We start from the raw sequence: 13022 nt of genomic DNA on the forward strand, positions 1-13022 counted from the left end.
TTACCACAAGGGGTGCGATATGGAATTTAAAAACATGAAGAAGCAATGCGGCACCACGATGTTTCTTTCGCTGGTGTTCATGCTGGGCATGGTCGCCATGATCGGCTTGGCAACCACGACCGGCCGCTTGGTTACCGATAAAACCACATTGCAAAATGCCCTGGATGCGGCGGCCTTGAGCGCCGCCATTACGGTAAACGGCGACCCAGCCAAGAAAACCGCGACTGCTACCCAAAAGGGCCGGGACACTTTCAATACATTCAAGGCCGCTACGGGCAACCATGAACTGTCTGGCGTTCAAGATACCGATTTGACCTTTGAATATTCCAAAACCTTGAAGCCCTTTGATCCCAAATCGACACCGCCCGCGTTTGTCAGGGTCTCCATGAACAAACCGCTGGAGATGCCAGCCATTTTGCTTCAAGTCTTGGATACCTTCAAGGACCCGATCGACATTGCCGCCATTTCGACCGCCGGCGCGGTCGGGCAGAACTGCACCTTAACGCCTTTTGTCCTTTGCGCAAATGAGACGACGGATACCCATTGCGAGACTGATAATAATGGTGATGGCATCAAGGAATGTTTTGGCTATAACATGGGAACAAAGGTAAGTTTGCTCATGCCTTCGTGTACCGGAAATAGTTGCACGCTTGAAAACACTAATACCAGCCTGGAATCGGGAAATTTTAATTTGATCAATTTAGACGGATTGCAAGGCGGTAAGGATATTAGAGAAGCGCTAACAAATAAGACCCTAAATCTTTGTTCCGCTGGTAATTTGGTTGAAACTAAACCTGGATATACATGGGGAAATGTAGAGAAAGGTATTGATGGCAGATATGAATCTGATACAGAGCAGGCCAATAATCTGACTTACTCTCAATACGCCAGTAAGGGTACCGGAAATAACCGGAGAATAATGGCGGTACCCATCGCGGATTGCAGTGGCATACAACACGGCACCGACATTGTACCCAAAATAGGCGTTGCCTGTATGTTTCTATTGATGAACGCCTCAGATGCATCAAAGAAAGCAAATTGTCCGCCAGGTACAACTGGCTCCTGCAAGCAAGTCTTGGCGGAATTTTTCAACGCCTGCGAGGCAGCCGGCGCTTGGAGTCCGACTAACGCCGTGTTGAACGGGCCGTATGACATCGTTATTTTCAAGACCGAAGGGAGCGGCGACTCATGAAGCGTATCAATCACCAGCAAGGCGCCTCCCTATTCGAATTTCTGATTGTAATTCCGGTTTTGCTGATCCTTGCGTTCACCGCGATCGAGTTTGGGGCTGTTTTCGTTCGGCTGAATACAATTCACAAATCGGTTCAGGATGCGGCCCGCTATTTATCAGCGACATCGGTAGCCAAAAGCAATACGGCCGCCCAAAAGACCATCGCCGCCAATTTGATCCAATACGGCAGCGTCAGCGCCGGCACGCAAATTTTGCCGGGCACCTTTGAAGCACCTGTCATACAGACTGTCGGAGGGGAACATGTCAGCGTTTCGGTAGTCTATCACCATACTTCGATCATGGGAGAGGCGCTGAGCAATTTGTTACAGCTCATCGGCGGAAGCGGAATCGATCTCTCGCTTGACCTTACAGCGTCTAGCGTCATGAGGTATGTGCAATGAATATCATACGCAGGAAAAGACAGAATGGCGCCGAAACCCTGGAGTTCATGGTGGTGTTCGGGATGTTCATGATGCTGATACTGACCGTGTTCGATTTTGGCCGCGCACTGTATGTGTGGAATGCCTTGACCGAAGCGACACGACGCGGCGCGCGTATGGCCGTGATTTGCCCCACCGATGCGGCCTCGCAAACGCTTGTTAAAAACGTTGCCGTATTCGATACATTCGAAGGAACCTTGGGAACCAGCCCGATAGTAAAAGATTTGACTACCGATGCCATAGATATCCGTTATTATAACGAAGCGGGAGCCGCTGAAGCCGATCCAGATTTAATAAAATTTGTAGAGGTTTCGCTCAATGACAATTATCAATTTCAATTTTTGATCCCTTTCGTCAGCAATACCCTTATCGATGTCCCAGCATTCAAAACAACGCTTTATGCCGAGAGCAAAGGGGCTGTCCCGACTTATCCGGGTGAAGCGAAAGTTGACCCAACCTGCAATTTTTAAACGATAATCAAATTGCTTGTGCTGGAGCAAAAGGTTTGACGCGAAACCTTGAAACATTGCTCTCCTTCCGAAAAAAGCTTTTTACTTGATTAAGAAAAATAGCCTCATGGTTGAAATGTAGGATGTTAAGTGAAGCTTGCGAAGATCTTTTTTATCTGAAACCTTGAAAAAACTTGAGGGCAGGCCTATCCTTAATCCTATATGATTCTGTTTTTATGACAAAATTTCAGTATGGATTATAGATTGATCAATATACACATCTTCGGCAACAATCACGCTGTTGTTGAAAATCAATTTAACATTTTGCACGATCTACCGCATGTCTCATTAAAGAGAACAGTCGATTCGAATTTTACGGGCGCTCTGGATAAACAATCGGCAGGTTCGGATATCATCATCCTCAATTTATCCGAACATGCCTTGCTGGAGCTGAAAAGTCTTGAAAATACAGACACAGCGGGTAAATCCCTTGTTGTTATCGGCGACAAAAGTAACGTCAACCTGCTGTCCGTTGCCATCAGTGTCGGCGTAACCGAATTTATTGATCAACGCAGCTATCAGGATAATTTATTCAAAATTATCAATAAAATCATTTTTAATAGAACGGAAGCTTACCGAGGCTCCAAAAAAAGAAAACTGAACGCCATCGTCAATGCCAAAGGAGGCAGCGGCGGCAGTGTGATTGCCAGTAATATTGCCTATGTCCTTTCAACATTCAAGGACTCGAAAGTGGCTTTACTGGATATGGACCTGCAATTCGGGACGCTTGGCCTGAATTTCGATTTGGCGCCCAAATATACGATTGTTGACGTATTTAATTCCATCAGCGATATCGATGTCGTATCGTTGGAAGCCTATATGGTCAATTACAGTGATCGCTTAAAATTGCTGTTGCCGTCTTCGAACGACATTATATTGCCCGGAGAAATACCGTCCACAGCGATTAAAGCATTATTAAGCATGCTGCAACGCAACTACAATCAAATCGTAATCGATTTGCCCCGTATAATCGATCCTTTGACAACCACCATAGTAGAACAGGCTGACAATGTAGCTATTGTCGTACAACAAACCTTAGCCCAATTCAGAGACAGTAAAAGATTAATACAGATATTAAATAAGGATCTGGATATTCCGTTAGACAAAATCGTCATTATAATTAATCGCTACGATCCGAAAAACAGCCTAAAAAAGTCGGACCTGGTCGAAATGGTCAATCACCAAAATGTGTTTACAATTGCCAATGACTTCGAAAAAGTGTCATCCGCCAGTAATTTAGGTGAACCTTTTTGCAAGACCTCGCCAAATTCAAAAATAGCCGAAGATCTAAAAAGATTGGCAATGTTTCTAGGCGAGGAGCACGAAACCCCAAAAAAAAACTCTATTGTAAATCGTTTAAAAGGCTTATTTGTATGAAACCAGGAAAATAGTCGAATCTGGTGTAAGCCGGCTTTACGATCCGCTGTATTTCCAGCCCTCTCCGGCTCCCTGAGCACAGCGCTGTATTCGTTACTGATATCGCCAGCGTGGACCAATAACCGGCAAAGTTGGAAGTTTATTGAGAATACTTTCTTTGATCCTGAGCGGCAAGCGCAGCGAGAGCGCTCTCATAATCCGGCTCGCTGGCCAGTTCGTCCACCAACTGGCTGTAAATTACCCGATCGTTCTCGTCGAGAATCATCACGGCCCTGGCGGTCAGTCCCGCCAAAAGGCTGTCGGTCAGCTTGATCCCGTAATCGTCCGCAAAGCTCGAACGGAAGGTCGATAAAGGAATCACATTTTTAAGCCCTTCGGTTTCGCAAAAACGGCATTGCGCGAACGGCAGATCGGCGGAAATCACCAGCACCACCGTATTCGGAAGGTTTGAGGCTTTGTGGTTGAATTTACGGGTCGAGATCGCGCAGGTGGGAGTGTCCAGGCTCGGTACGATATGCAGAACCTTTCGCTTGCCGGCGAAGTTCGCCAGTCCGACATCCTTCAATTTGCCGTTCACCAATGAAAAATCGGGCGCCTTGCTGCCCACAGCGGGAAGTTCGCCGGAAGTATGTATAGGTTTACCTTGAAATGCGATGGTTGCCATAATGCTCGATGGTTCCTGATTAAGCTAAGACTTAGGAATGGGGCAATTCCGTTACCATGAAAAATACATTTTCATCCGAAAGAGGGCGATAAACCGTTTTCGTGGCTGTTAAGTTAAGGAAGATAACCTTTATAAAATCCCCCTCGATCCCCCTTTTTCAAAGGGGGAAGCGTCTCGTTCTCTCTTTGAAAAAGGAGAAAATGTATCGTTTCCTTCTTTGAAAAGGGAAAAGGCTATAGTCTCCCTTTTGAACAGGGAGCGTATCGTTTCCCTCTTTAAAAAGAGGAAAAAGCGTATCATTCTCCCCTTAAAAAAGGGAAGCGTATCCCCCCTTTGAAAAAGGGGGGTTAGGGGGGATTTTCAAACAATACTTCTCCGCTTAACAAACATAAACCCGCGTCCCCCACCCAAGCCCGAACCATGAAAATCGGCTGCAGAGGCAATGCCCCGTCGCAACTTGAGGCTTCGATCACGACGCCCCCTGCCCTTAGCCTTTCGATTTTTCACCGTCCCGGCACTGCGCGTTCAGGAAGAGAAATCCCTCAGCACTTTGGCAGCGGGTCTTATATTTCGCCTACTTTTTTTCGCTTTTACGGTGCTTGACCAAGCGCTTGCGTTTTTCCAGTTGGCGATCGCTCAGTTTGTTTTTCTGGCCCTGGAACGGGTTGGCCGGCGATCTGAATTCGAGCCGGATCGGCGTTCCTTTCAACTGCAGGCGTTCGCGTAAATAATTCATCAAAAAGCGTTTGTACGCATTCGGCAGCGCATCGGTTTGAATCCCATGAATCACCACGACCGGCGGGTTGCGTCCGCCCTGGTGCGCATATTTGAGCTTGATGCGCCGATTGTTCACCATCGGCGGCTGATGCGCGTCGGTCGCTTCTTTCAGCAGCCGGGTCAAAAGCGGCGTCGACAAGTCGACCATCGCGGCTTGATAAAGACTGTGCACCACGTCGAACAGTTTACCCACGCCGCTGCCGTGCAGTGCCGAAATCGGGTGTTTTTCGGCGAAATCGACAAACGGCAGTTTGAGGTCGAGCTGACGCCTGACCAGCTCTTTCTGTTCTACCGAAAGACCGTCCCATTTGTTTAGGCCAATGATCAATGCCTTACCGGTCTCCAGCACCAGACCCAAAAGATGCGCATCCTGATCGGTCACCCCTTCGCTGGCATCGATCAGGTAGATTACCACGTTCGACTTTTCAATTGCCTGCAGCGATTTGATCACACTGAATTTTTCGATCGTTTCCGCAATCCTTGCCCGGCGCCGCATGCCGGCGGTGTCGATCAACGTGAAGCGCTTGCCGCCCCGTTCGAACGGAATATAGATGCTGTCGCGGGTCGTGCCGGGCTCGTCGAATACCACGACGCGCTCTTCGCCGAGCAACCGGTTGACCAAAGTCGATTTGCCGACGTTCGGCCGGCCGACAACTGCAATGCTGATTCCTTTCGGCCCCGCTTCGGGCTCCTCCTGAACGGATGGCAGCAAATGACGGCTGCCCGCCAGCAGATCGGCGACCCCGCGCCCGTGCGCGGCCGCGATATAAACGGGTTCACCCAGCGCCAGTGCATGAAAATCCGCGGCAACCGTGTGCGCATCGATGCCGTCGGTCTTGTTCACGACCAGCACGACCGGTTTGCCGAGCTTGCGCAAATCCTTCGCGATCACTTCATCCGACGCGCTGAGTCCCTCCCGGGCATCGACCAGAAAAAACACCACATCGGCTTCTTCCAGCGCAATCCGGACCTGCTTTCTGGAAAAACTGTCGATGCCTTCCGCATCGTCCGCAATGCCGCCCGTATCGACGACAAGGCAGGCCATATCGCCGTGCCTGACGCGTCCGTACTGGCGATCGCGGGTCAGTCCCGGATAATCGGCAACCAGCGCCTCGCGGGTGCGGGTCAGATAATTGAATAAGGTCGATTTGCCGACGTTCGGTCGGCCGACCAAGGCGATAACGGGTAGCATAGTATTGAAAATGGTGAGTGATTGAAGCGTGATGGAGGCCGAGTGGGAATGCCGCGTCGTAAGGCGGATGCGCAGCGCATCCGCCGGACAGACTGAAATAAGGTTAATGTAGGGTACGCTGTGCGTACCTTATACGGAGCATTTCATAAATCAAATTCCCCAAAGGTACGCGCAGCGTACCCTACACAGATCAGCGAACCTTTAACGCGGCCAATGTGCCGTCTCTGGCATAAACAAATACGGTACCGTCCGCAACCACCGGCCGGGCGTCGATCGGTCCGTCGGTGACTTGAACCCGGCCCATTTGCCTGCCGTCGCTGTTGGACAATAAATGCACATAACCTTCCAGATCGCCGACGGCGACATAATTATCGAACGCCGCCGGAGCGGTCAGCTTCCGGTACTGCAATTCCTTCTGCTTCCATAACGCAACCCCGGAACGGTCGTCCAATTGCAGCACATTGCTGTCGGAGTCGGTCAGAAACAAGCGGCGGTCCGAGATACTCAAGCCGGAACTCGAAGACAACTGTTCGTTACGCCAGAGCAGATAGCCGTCTAGCTCGGCTACCGCGCCGACACCGCCATGATAACTGGCGACATAGATGACGCCGCCTTCGGCAACGGGATCGACGTCGAGGTCGACCAACCGTTCGATTTCGGAGCGGCCCTTCGCCATCGAAATGCTGGCTTCCCAGGAAAATTTGCCGTCAGACAAGGCCAACGCGATCAATTTGCCGTTGTCCTCGCCGAAAACGACATTATCCTCGACCACGATCGGCGCACCGGTGCCGCGGACGCTCAATGTCGGCACACTGCGTTCGTAGCTCCACATTTTTGCGCCGGTTTTTTCGTTCAGCGCAGTGATCGAACCGTCCGTGCAGCGCACGATCACGGCGCCCCGCACAACAGCCGGAACGGATAAAACCTCGCCCGGAACCGAAGCCGCCCACAATTTCTCGCCGTTCTCGAGCCTCAGTGCAACAACTTCGGCATCGGAAGTACCTAATATGACGGTCCCCTCACCGATACTGGGTCCGCCGGAAAAATGGTATTCGGTTTCCGCTTCCCAACTCAGCTCGCCATCGGCTAGGCGATGCGCCTCGACCAGCCCATCGATAGCGGCGGCGACCACTTTTCCGCCGCCTACCGCAGGAACAAGCTTCAGTGCTTTTTCGCCGGCACCCTCGTCAACCGATTCCTTCCAGAGAATCTCGACATCCCTTTCCGGGGTATATTCGGCCAGCGGAGTCGGAGGCTCGGCATTATCTTCGCCCCCCAGAAAATAATCCTTGATTCCTTCCAACGCTTCGCCCGTGGACTCCATCGAGGCGCAGCCACTTAAACCGATCGCGATCAATAAAGCCCAGATGAAACGCATTATTTAGAATCTTTCACCGGTTGGGCGACAGGAACGGGTTCCGGAACGGTCAAATCGTCGAGCTTGATCTTCAGCAAGGGGGATTGACCGCCGCTGTTCAAGGCATTCTGATAAGCGGTACGGGCCTCATCGATACGGTCCATTGCCACATACAAATCACCGGCCAATTCGTCATAGCTTGCCGAAAAACCGGCTTTGACCGCCGGATCGACTTCATTGATCAACTGCAGCCCCTGCTCGTATTCGCCAGTCGCCAGCATCAGCCGGACCAGGCGCAGGCGGGCGATATGGCTCAGTTCCTTGTTCGACTGGCCGATCACTTCCTGCAGTACGGCTTTCGCTCCCGCCAGATCGCCTTTCTGCACCTTCAGTTTGGCTTGTTGCAGGCCGGAATAAGCGGCGTAGCTGGTGCCGCCGAACTCAGCCTGCAGACGCTTGCTCAACGGCTCGACCGCCCCCGGATTGTTCGCTTCGACCGACTTGACCAACTGGCTGTAGATATTGGAAGCCTCGGACGTTTTTTCCTGCTGATGGGTGCGCCAGTAATTCCAGCCGGCGATCAAGGCAATGCCGACCGCTACCCCGACAATCGTCGAAGTGCCGTTTTCTTTCCACCAAGCCTTCACGGCCTCGAGCTGTTCTTCTTCCGAATCGTAGATTGCCACGCTATTTCCCGCTCTAAAAATTCAAAATCAATAAGTTAGTTAATTCTTGCCGTAGCGCTGGCGGAAAAAATCCACCGCCTGCCGTTCGCTCATGCTCGCCTGTGACGTCTCGGCCGCATTTTCGAGCCGGAGCGGCTTGACCGCAATCTCGCCGCGGCTGACTTCGTCATCGCCAAGGATGACCGCGAACTCGGCACCCGATTTATCGGCTTTCTTGAACTGGCTCTTGAAGCTGCCGCCGCCGCAATGGACCTGGAGCTTCAATTCGGGCACTTCGGTGCGCAGCGATTCCGCAAACCGCATGCCGGCGCGTTCGGCCTGTTCCCCAACTCGAATCAGGTAAGCATCGACCGTCCGGGAGACCGGCACATCCGCCAGCGATTCGACCAGCGCCAATACCCGTTCGATCCCCATCGCAAAACCGACCGCATGACTGGCTTTGCCGCCCAACTGCTCGATCAGGCCGTCATAGCGGCCGCCGGCGCAAACGGTGCCTTGCGAGCCCAGTTCGTCGGTCACCCATTCGAACACGGTATTGCAGTAATAGTCGAGCCCGCGCACCAGGCGCATGTTGATTTCGTAAGCGACGCCCAAATCGTCGAGAATCTGCCGGAAGCCGTCGAAATGCGCGCGGCTGGCTTCGCCCAGATAATCCATCAGCGCCGGCGCGCCGCTCACGACGTCTTTCATGGCCGGATTTTTGGTATCGAGAATACGGAGTGGATTGGTCTCCAGGCGTCTCAGGCTGTCCGCATCCAACTGGTCGAGATGGGCCTTGAAATAGCCGACCAGGCTTTCCCGATAAGCGCTTCTTTCCGCGATCGTGCCGAGCGAGTTGATTTCCAGGCGAATTTTCTCGCGGATGCCCAACCGCTGCCACAAACGGTGCATGATCAGGATCAGTTCGGCGTCGATGTCCGGCCCCGCCATCCCGTAGGTTTCGACACCCAATTGGTAAAACTGCCGGTAGCGTCCTTTCTGGGGGCGCTCATGGCGGTACATCGGGCCGTAGTACCAGAGGCGATGCGCCTGATTCGCCAGCAGGCCGTGTTCGAGGCAGGCGCGCAGGCAGCCGGCGGTGCCTTCCGGACGCAGCGTCAGCGAATCGCCGTTCCGGTCGTCGAACGTATACATTTCTTTCTCGACGATATCGGTCACTTCGCCGATCGAGCGCTTGAACAGTTCGGTTTTTTCAACGATAGGCGTACGGATTTCGTTATACCCGTAAGCACCCAGCACTTCCCGGATCACCTGTTCGGCATACTGCCAAAGCGGTGCCTGATCGGGAAGCACGTCATGCATGCCGCGGATTGCTTGTATATGATTTGCCATGAATTAAGAGTCTGTTATTTTTGAGCAGACCGGATTTTTTTCGCTTCGCTGGAGTTGGGGAACTTTTCCAGCAATAAAGTGCGGTATTCTTCCGCGGATGCCCGGTTACCCAGGGCGCGCTCGGTGTAATAACCGATGAACAAGGTTTCCGGCGTATGCTGAGCCACACTCAGGTAGCGCGCCAGAAACGCTTTCGCCGGCCAAAGATCGTTTTTCTGATAACTGATTTTCTGCATCGCGGCCAACGCCGGCGCATACGAATTGTTCAGGTCCAGCGCTTTTCTGAAAAAAGCCTCCGCCTCCGCCATATGGCCCTGCGCCATTTCGCAGCGTCCGGCATTGGTCAGCGCCAGCCATTGGCGGTCGTTCAGCGGATTGTCGGCCGCCTTGACCAGCAGCGCCAGGCCTTTCCCGACCTGTTCATGCTCGCACCGGAAGCGTCCGAGATTGTTCTGGGTGCCGAAATCGTCGGGATTGATGTTCAGCGCGGTCTCGTATTCGTCTTCCGCCTCGTCATATTGCCTCAACTTTTCGTAAAGAAAAGCCAACGCATTATGCGCCTTGGCGTTATCGGAATCTTCATCGATCGCGCGTTCCAGATTTTCCCTTGCTTCTTCCAGCTTGTTCAGATCCATATAGCGGATGCCGAGCTGGTAATAGGTTTCCGAAGTCCGTTTCGAGTCGCGTTCGGGCGACTCGCCGCCGAACCAGGAACAGGCCCCCAGGCTCAGCACCGCACAACAGACCAAAATCCGGAACACAGGCGGATTCATCTCAAGCGGCCCGCTCATTTTCCGCGGTTTTCAACTTCAAATGCCGGCGGCTTCTATCCTTCACCTTGCCGACCAGCTGGCCGCACGCCGCGTCAATGTCTTCGCCGCGCGTTTTCCTGACCGTGGTTACGATACCGGCTTCGTTCAGCATCGTCTTGAACAGATTGATCCGGTTATTGCTGGAGCAACGGTACGGCGAGTTCGGAAACGGGTTGAACGGAATCAGATTCAGTTTGGACGGCACCGTCGACAACAATTCGATCAGGCCTTTCGCATCCTCCAGCGAATCGTTGACGCCGTCGAGCATCACGTATTCGAACGTGATCGTGCGCCGGGGCGCAAGCTTCGCATTGTCGCGGCAGGCTTCCATCAGCTCCTGCAACGGATATTTCTTGTTGATCGGCACCAGTTGATCGCGCAGTTCGTCCCGAACCGCATGCAACGAAACCGCGAGGCTCACGTCGCAGGCCTCGGTCAGCCGGTACATCGCCGGTACCACGCCGGAGGTGCTCAGCGTAACGCGCCGCTTGGACAATCCGAAGGCGAAGTCGTCCATCATCAGATTCATCGCCGCAACCACGTTGTCGAAATTCAGCAGCGGTTCGCCCATTCCCATCATTACGACGTTCGTGATTTTGCGTTCGGAGCCGAGCCGCTTTTGCGCGGCCAGCACCTGTCCGATGATTTCGGAAGTCGCCAGATTGCGGTTAAAGCCCTGCTGTGCGGTCGAACAGAACGAGCAGGCCAGCGCGCAGCCGATTTGCGAAGACACGCACAAGGTTCCGCGGCTCTCTTCCGGAATGAAAACGGTTTCGACCCGGTTGCCGCAATGCGTTTCGAGCACCCATTTGCAGGTGCCGTCGGACGCCTGCTGTTCGAGCACGATTTCCGGCGCTTCGATCCGGCAATGCTCCTTCAGCCAGGCGCGCAAAGGCTTGCTCAGGTTGGTCATCGCCTCGAAATCGTCGACGCCTTCCTGATAGATCCATTTCAACAATTGAGTCGCGCGGAACGGCTTTTCGCCGTGTTCGACAAAAAAGGCCGCCAGACCTTTTCTGTCGAAATCGAGCAGATTGATCAAAGCCGCGTTAGCGGGTGCGGGCGCAGAGTTCATTGTCGGAGAAAAAGAAAGCGATTTCTTCTTTCGCGGTATCCGGACCGTCGGAACCGTGCACCGCGTTTTCGTCGATGCTGTTCGCGAAATCGGCGCGAATCGTGCCGGGAGCGGCATCTTTGGGGTTGGTGGCGCCCATGATCTCACGGTTAAGCGCGATCGCATTTTCGCCTTCCAGCACCTGCATCATCACCGGGCCGGTAATCATGAACGACACCAAGTCCTTGAAAAACGGACGCTCTTTGTGCACCGCATAAAAACCTTCGGCCTGCGCCTGGGTCAGGTGAACCATTTTCGCTGCGACGATTCTGAGGCCGTTCTTTTCGAAACGGCTGTAGATTTCGCCGATCACGTTTTTGGCTACCGCGTCAGGTTTAATGATGGAAAAAGTGCGTTCTATCGCCATGAGGATTACAACTCCCGTAATAATGAAAAATTAATCGCCTATTATACCCGAATAAGGGCCTATATCGAAAATGTAGGGTACGCTGTGCGTACCGTTTTTGGGCATTTGGCAACCAACAGGAAAAAGGTACGCGCAGTGTATCCTACGAACTGCGTGTACCATTTCTAAATAAGGTACGCACAGCGTACCCTACAGCTACGGCCTTTTAAAGCTCGGCCGTTACCGTTAAGGCAAATCGTCGATTTCGGCACTTTCCTTTTTTACCATCAGATCTTGTCTCGATACGCCCAGCCACAGCAGGATAGGGCTTGCGACCAGAACGGACGAGTAAATGCCGAACACGATGCCGATAGTCAGCGCCAGCGCAAAATTATGCAGCGCTTCGCCGCCGAAGAAAAACATCGCCAACACCATCAACTGAGTCATGAAATGCGTAATCACGGTGCGCGACATGGTTACCGTGATGGCGTTATCGATCATGTCGGCCACGCTCGTATTGCGCATCAAATGGAAATTTTCCCGTACCCGGTCGAATACCACAACCGACTCGTTGACCGAATAGCCCAATATCGCTAAAACGCCGGCCAACACCGGCAGCGTGAATTCCCATTGAAAAAACGCGAACATACCGAGAATAATCACGATGTCATGCATGTTGGCGATGATGGCCGCCAACGCGAAGCGCCACTCGAAGCGGACGGCCAAATAAGCCATAATTCCCGCCACAACCAGCATCAACGCCAAGCCACCGCTTTCGAACAATTCCTGGCCGACTTGCGGCCCCACAAACTCGACGCTGCGCAACACCACACCGGCATCTTGCTCTTTCAACTTCGCCAATACCATCTCGCTCAATCTGGCGTTGTTGGTTTCGGGCTTCATGGGCAAACGGATCAGCACCTCTTTCACGCTGCCGATATTCTGCACCGAAAATTCGGTCAGTTTCTGATCTTCCAGAATTTTTCGAACTGTGTCGAGGTTAGCGGGCTGACTGTAACCGACTTCGATTTGGATGCCGCCGGTAAAGTCCAATCCCAAATTAAGCCCTTTAAAGCTTAATGCGAGTATCGCCAAAATAAAGGTCACCAGCGAAATGGTCGTCGTCACCCGACCATAACGCATAAACGGGATATCGCGTTTAATTTTAAATAATTCCATTGAATC

General features: G+C 52.6%; 13 protein-coding genes. 4 read left to right on the plus strand and 9 right to left on the minus strand.

Annotated elements, in window-relative coordinates; all coding sequences use genetic code 11:
- Positions 1-19 precede the first annotated feature (19 nt).
- From JJL52_RS08345 to JJL52_RS08360, 4 genes are all read left to right on the plus strand, one after another.
- Positions 20-1192, plus strand: coding sequence for a pilus assembly protein TadG-related protein (locus JJL52_RS08345; protein ID WP_202051948.1), 1173 nt, complete (start codon positions 20-22; stop codon positions 1190-1192).
- Entirely contained in the window at positions 1189-1632 is a 444-nt protein-coding gene (locus JJL52_RS08350) for a TadE/TadG family type IV pilus assembly protein (protein ID WP_202051949.1), read from the plus strand. Before JJL52_RS08345 ends, JJL52_RS08350 begins: the two co-directional genes overlap by 4 nt.
- Positions 1629-2141, plus strand: coding sequence for a TadE/TadG family type IV pilus assembly protein (locus tag JJL52_RS08355; protein ID WP_202051950.1), 513 nt, complete (start codon positions 1629-1631; stop codon positions 2139-2141). The genes JJL52_RS08350 and JJL52_RS08355 overlap by 4 nt, the downstream gene beginning before the upstream one ends.
- Before the next feature lie 231 nt (positions 2142-2372).
- The gene (locus JJL52_RS08360; RefSeq protein WP_202051951.1) at positions 2373-3557 is read left to right on the plus strand and encodes a CpaE/TadZ family protein; all 1185 of its coding nucleotides are present in this window, start codon (positions 2373-2375) and stop codon (positions 3555-3557) included.
- Positions 3558-3696: 139 nt separating this feature from the next.
- On the opposite strand, the gene tpx is transcribed toward JJL52_RS08360, so the two are convergent.
- The 9 genes from tpx to secF all read right to left on the minus strand — a co-directional run bounded on the left by tpx (position 3697) and on the right by secF (position 13016).
- The gene (tpx, locus tag JJL52_RS08365) at positions 3697-4221 is read right to left on the minus strand and encodes a thiol peroxidase (RefSeq protein WP_202051952.1); all 525 of its coding nucleotides are present in this window, start codon (positions 4219-4221) and stop codon (positions 3697-3699) included.
- Positions 4222-4795: 574 nt separating this feature from the next.
- Positions 4796-6190 carry a ribosome biogenesis GTPase Der gene (gene der / locus JJL52_RS08370; RefSeq protein ID WP_202051953.1) on the minus strand — a complete coding sequence of 465 codons (1395 nt, stop codon included), beginning with the start codon at positions 6188-6190 and terminating at the stop codon, positions 4796-4798.
- A gap of 190 nt (positions 6191-6380) precedes the next feature.
- Entirely contained in the window at positions 6381-7568 is a 1188-nt protein-coding gene (gene bamB, locus JJL52_RS08375; RefSeq protein WP_202051954.1) for an outer membrane protein assembly factor BamB, read from the minus strand.
- Positions 7568-8233, minus strand: coding sequence for a tetratricopeptide repeat protein (locus JJL52_RS08380; protein WP_202051955.1), 666 nt, complete (start codon positions 8231-8233; stop codon positions 7568-7570). Before JJL52_RS08380 ends, bamB begins: the two co-directional genes overlap by 1 nt.
- 39 nt (positions 8234-8272) lie before the next feature.
- Entirely contained in the window at positions 8273-9565 is a 1293-nt protein-coding gene (gene hisS, locus JJL52_RS08385) for a histidine--tRNA ligase (RefSeq protein WP_202051956.1), read from the minus strand.
- Between the two features lie 14 nt (positions 9566-9579).
- The gene (gene pilW / locus JJL52_RS08390) at positions 9580-10356 is read right to left on the minus strand and encodes a type IV pilus biogenesis/stability protein PilW (protein ID WP_236994142.1); all 777 of its coding nucleotides are present in this window, start codon (positions 10354-10356) and stop codon (positions 9580-9582) included.
- Positions 10340-11452 (minus strand): dual-specificity RNA methyltransferase RlmN, encoded by a 1113-nt coding sequence (gene rlmN / locus JJL52_RS08395; protein WP_202051957.1) that lies wholly within the window; start codon positions 11450-11452, stop codon positions 10340-10342. The genes pilW and rlmN overlap by 17 nt, the downstream gene beginning before the upstream one ends.
- The gene (gene ndk, locus JJL52_RS08400) at positions 11427-11858 is read right to left on the minus strand and encodes a nucleoside-diphosphate kinase (protein ID WP_202051958.1); all 432 of its coding nucleotides are present in this window, start codon (positions 11856-11858) and stop codon (positions 11427-11429) included. Before ndk ends, rlmN begins: the two co-directional genes overlap by 26 nt.
- Before the next feature lie 225 nt (positions 11859-12083).
- Positions 12084-13016 (minus strand): protein translocase subunit SecF, encoded by a 933-nt coding sequence (gene secF / locus JJL52_RS08405; protein WP_202051959.1) that lies wholly within the window; start codon positions 13014-13016, stop codon positions 12084-12086.
- Positions 13017-13022: the final 6 nt, after the last annotated feature.

Source organism: Candidatus Methylomicrobium oryzae (assembly GCF_016745425.1).
In the GTDB taxonomy this organism is placed as follows: domain Bacteria; phylum Pseudomonadota; class Gammaproteobacteria; order Methylococcales; family Methylomonadaceae; genus Methylomicrobium; species Methylomicrobium oryzae.

What these genes read in the sequence shown, in the direction of transcription:
- tpx (WP_202051952.1), bottom strand. Translation starts at nt 4,221, where the DNA reads ATGGCAACCATCGCATTTCAAGGTAAACCTATACATACTTCCGGCGAA.
- JJL52_RS08360 (WP_202051951.1), top strand. Translation starts at nt 2,373, where the DNA reads ATGGATTATAGATTGATCAATATACACATCTTCGGCAACAATCACGCT.
- secF (WP_202051959.1), bottom strand. Translation starts at nt 13,016, where the DNA reads ATGGAATTATTTAAAATTAAACGCGATATCCCGTTTATGCGTTATGGT.
- ndk (WP_202051958.1), bottom strand. Translation starts at nt 11,858, where the DNA reads ATGGCGATAGAACGCACTTTTTCCATCATTAAACCTGACGCGGTAGCC.
- hisS (WP_202051956.1), bottom strand. Translation starts at nt 9,565, where the DNA reads ATGGCAAATCATATACAAGCAATCCGCGGCATGCATGACGTGCTTCCC.
- pilW (WP_236994142.1), bottom strand. Translation starts at nt 10,356, where the DNA reads ATGAGCGGGCCGCTTGAGATGAATCCGCCTGTGTTCCGGATTTTGGTC.
- der (WP_202051953.1), bottom strand. Translation starts at nt 6,190, where the DNA reads ATGCTACCCGTTATCGCCTTGGTCGGCCGACCGAACGTCGGCAAATCG.
- JJL52_RS08355 (WP_202051950.1), top strand. Translation starts at nt 1,629, where the DNA reads ATGAATATCATACGCAGGAAAAGACAGAATGGCGCCGAAACCCTGGAG.
- JJL52_RS08350 (WP_202051949.1), top strand. Translation starts at nt 1,189, where the DNA reads ATGAAGCGTATCAATCACCAGCAAGGCGCCTCCCTATTCGAATTTCTG.
- bamB (WP_202051954.1), bottom strand. Translation starts at nt 7,568, where the DNA reads ATGCGTTTCATCTGGGCTTTATTGATCGCGATCGGTTTAAGTGGCTGC.
- JJL52_RS08345 (WP_202051948.1), top strand. Translation starts at nt 20, where the DNA reads ATGGAATTTAAAAACATGAAGAAGCAATGCGGCACCACGATGTTTCTT.
- rlmN (WP_202051957.1), bottom strand. Translation starts at nt 11,452, where the DNA reads ATGAACTCTGCGCCCGCACCCGCTAACGCGGCTTTGATCAATCTGCTC.